Genomic DNA, 2,189 nt, shown 5'->3' on the forward strand with positions numbered 1-2,189 from the left:
GTGTAGCAGTCATGAGTAGCGGATCCACCGGGTGGCAGAGTGTCTTCCGAAGGAAACCCGTAGATGCGTTCGTCACCGAGACGAGGCCCGACGCCGAGGGCGGCGAGCTCAGCCGGTCGATCGGGCTGTTTCAGTTGACGATGTTCGGGGTCGGGGCCACGATCGGAACGGGCATCTTCATCGTACTGAGCGAGGCGGTGCCGGAGGCGGGCCCGGCGGTTATTTTGTCCTTCGCCCTCGCCGGGATCACGGCTGCCCTGACCGCGGTGTGCTACGCGGAGCTCGCCTCGACCATTCCCGTCTCCGGCTCGTCCTACTCCTACACCTACGCCACGATGGGGGAGATAGTCGCCTTTGGCGTGGCGGCGTGTTTGCTCCTCGAGTATGGCGTCTCCTCCGCCGCCGTGTCGGTCGGATGGTCGCAGTATCTCAACTCGCTGTTCTCCGATGTGTTTGGCTTTCGCATGCCGGACGCCATACTCGCGGCGCCGGGCGAAGGCGGCGTACTCAACCTCCCGGCCATCGTGCTCGTGACGCTATGCTGCCTGCTGCTCGTGCGCGGAGCGCGAGAATCCGCGCGGGCGAACACGATCATGGTCCTCATCAAGCTCGGGGTCCTCGTCCTTTTCATCGTTATCGGGTTCACGGCCTTTTCGGCCAGCAACTTCGAACCGTTCGCCCCCTTCGGGATCGCAGGCATCGGCGCAGCCGCCTCGTCGATCTTCTTCTCTTTCATCGGCCTTGACGCCGTCTCGACGGCAGGCGAGGAGGTACATAACCCCCGCAGGACCTTGCCGCTCGCGATTCTCTTCGCGACCATCGTCGTGACCACGTTTTACATTCTCGTGTCGCTCGCCGCAATCGGTGCGCAGCCGTATCAGAACTTCGAGGGCCAGGAGGCTGGTCTCGCGGCGATCCTGCGCAACATCACCGGCTCGAACGTGTGGTCCGCGATCCTGGCCGCGGGTGCGGTCATCTCGATCTTCAGCGTGACTCTGGTCACCCTCTACGGGCAGACTCGCATCCTGTTCGCCATGGGGCGCGACGGGATGATCCCCGAGGTTTTTCACCGGGTGGATCCGCGCACACTCGCCCCGGTTCGCAACACGATCATCGTCGGCCTCTTCGTGGGGGCGCTCGCGGGGTTTGTGCCGCTCGGCGTGCTCTTAGACCTGACGAGCATGGGAACCCTGGTCGCCTTTACCGTCGTGTCGATCGGCGTTATCATCCTGCGTCGCACCCAACCCGATCTACCCCGGGGATTCAGGGTACCAGGCTACCCGGTAACGCCTGTCCTCAGCGCGGCGTCCGCCATCTACATAATGTCCGGGTTGCCTCTAACCACGTATGGGCTGTTCGTGGTGTGGCTCGGGATCGCGGCGATCATCTACTTCACGTACAGCGTCAAGCACTCGCAACTCGGTAGGGGGCACGCGGTAGCTGAGGAGCCGCCGCGATGAACTACCTCGTAGCATTGACAGCCGTGGGGGGTCGCGACGCGCTGGGTCTGGGCCGGATGCTGGCACGCACCGGCGACGTCACCCTCACCGTGTGCGTCGTCGTCCCGCAGACCTGGGACTACCCATCCCCGGCGCGCGTGGATGCCGAATACGCCGCGTTCCTCAACCAGTACGCCGAAGATGCAATCGCCGAGGCGCGCGAGTTCTTGGGCGATTCCGTGCAGGCGGAGTACACCACCAGCTCGGCCTCGTCGGCGTCCGAGGGCCTCATCGCCACCGCCACGGAAGCGGGCGCGGCGCTCATCGCTTTAGGCTCCGCGCGGCACGGGCCTGTGGGACGCTCCACGGTCGGCGGCATCGCCAACGAGATGCTGCATATTTCCCCGGTACCCGTGGCGATGTCCCCGCGGGGATATCGCCCGTCGTCCGGTGCGCGGCTGCGTCGCGTCACCTGTGCGTTCTCCGGGTCCACACAATCGCGGAGTGCATTCGACGCCGCGGTACAACTGAGCAGAAGGCACGCTGTGCCGCTTCGGCTTACCACCATCGTCATCCGGGATAGGCAGATGTACCCTTCGCAGGTCGGCTACGACGCGGAGCGACTCGTCGTCGAGCAGTGGCGTGCGCAGGCCAGGGAGGCACAGGAGAAGGCACTGGCCACGCTTCCGAACGATGTCTCCGTGGAGACCGATATCCTGGACGGACACGATTGGGAGGATGCGCTGGACT

Annotated in this window: 2 protein-coding genes; both read left to right on the forward strand. The window is 64.8% G+C overall.

Features of this window, described 5'->3' with window-relative positions; all coding sequences use genetic code 11:
• Positions 1-11 precede the first annotated feature (11 nt).
• Positions 12-1,460, forward strand: a complete 1,449-nt coding sequence (locus VNT50_RS07755; protein ID WP_325484538.1) for an amino acid permease — start codon at positions 12-14, stop codon at positions 1,458-1,460.
• A 23-nt stretch (positions 1,461-1,483) separates the two neighbouring features.
• The coding region (locus VNT50_RS07760) for a universal stress protein (protein WP_325484537.1) at positions 1,484-2,189 on the forward strand (706 nt) is incomplete at its 3' end.

It is taken from the genome of Microbacterium sp. (genome assembly GCF_035554235.1).
Lineage (GTDB): Bacteria > Actinomycetota > Actinomycetes > Actinomycetales > Microbacteriaceae > Microbacterium.